At 42.6% G+C, this 1,296-nt stretch carries 1 protein-coding gene and 1 other RNA gene; both read left to right on the forward strand.

From position 1 onward, the window contains the following. Window positions 1-220 precede the first annotated feature (220 nt). A complete protein-coding gene (locus tag F4X88_04350; protein ID MYA55508.1) occupies window positions 221-913 on the forward strand; it encodes a hypothetical protein in 693 nt (230 codons plus the stop codon). A 165-nt stretch (window positions 914-1,078) separates the two neighbouring features. Further along, window positions 1,079-1,296: RNase P RNA component class A (gene rnpB / locus F4X88_04355), an RNA gene on the forward strand; the annotation flags it as partial.

The following is a 1,296-nucleotide window of genomic DNA, read 5'->3' on the forward strand; positions in this document are numbered from 1 at the left end:
TGGCACGGACGACTCTGATGATGGTGGTGGCACGGACGACTCTGATGACGGTGGTGGCACGGACGACTCTGATGTCGGTGGTGGCACGGACAACTCTGATGTCGATAGCACGGCCGACGCTGAAGGTGAAGGTTCCCCTCCAATTTCAACTACAAGAGATATACCGCATTCGCATAACAAACCAGAAGTGCCGCATTCGCAGAATGTAATATCTCCACCAATGACGCAGGAAGAAGAGAAGAAAACAACTGAGAAAGCGAAAGTTAAGCGGGTCAAGTATATACCTAAGCCGAGCGAAATCTTTTGCGGCAAAGATGAGAAATGGCCCAAGCAAGATAGAATAAGCATTGTGAGTGTTACTGAGGAAAAGCACCCAAAAAGACTGATAGTAACATTTAAAAACGATTCTAATTCTTATGTTAAATTCATAGATCCTTTTATGCGAATTGCGATAGTAGATAAAAACAACGAAATAAAAGTTTTGAGTGAAATCAAAGGAGAGAATACAAGTGGTCGACCCTGGCTTCTCAAAAAATCAGATGATAATCCAGAAGCAGAAACAGTGGGTATTATTACACTCTCATGGCATATTCGCAAGAAGAATATAGATACAAACTGGGGTAATAATCCAAACCATGCAGATAATGTGAATAAAGATGGAGCTAGATTTGCGATGTCCCTCTCATATTATAACAATAAAAAGGATGAGGATTACTCTGATTGGAAGAAATATGAAATTGTTATAATGTATAACTGCATTTCCCATGAGCATTTTAAAAAACATAAAATAGGAGATACAGTTAGGCGGGATGAAATCGTTGCTTCTTATACAGAAATGGAAAAAGCACCTAATGCGCCATCAATACCCTTTATTAGGAAAAAGTCTATTGTTTGGGCAGAATTAAAGCAATAGGACTTACGCAGTTCCTCCTAAAGTCCCCTGATCAAGGGACTTTAGGGTTAGATCCCTGAAATAACGGCGTTTTGGGCAGGGTCATTCATGGAGAATTGAATGGCTCCGCACTCTCGCCTCGATTTCATTGCTTTAAGGGAAAAGATAGGTTATAATAGGAAGGCTTGAGTTGAGTAGAGGGTCGCGTCCCGATCGTAATCCTACCATCGGGATGAGGAAAGTCCGGACTCCACAGGGCAGGGTGCTGGGTAACCCCCAGGAGCGGCGACGCTATGGAAAGTGCAACAGAGAGTAGACTACAATGCCTACTTTTATATAAGAAGTTGGGCGTTGTACAGGTGAAACGGTGCGGTAAAAGCGCACCAGTCCATAAGGTGACTTAT

It is taken from the genome of Candidatus Poribacteria bacterium (genome assembly GCA_009839745.1).
GTDB lineage: Bacteria > Poribacteria > WGA-4E > WGA-4E > WGA-3G > WGA-3G.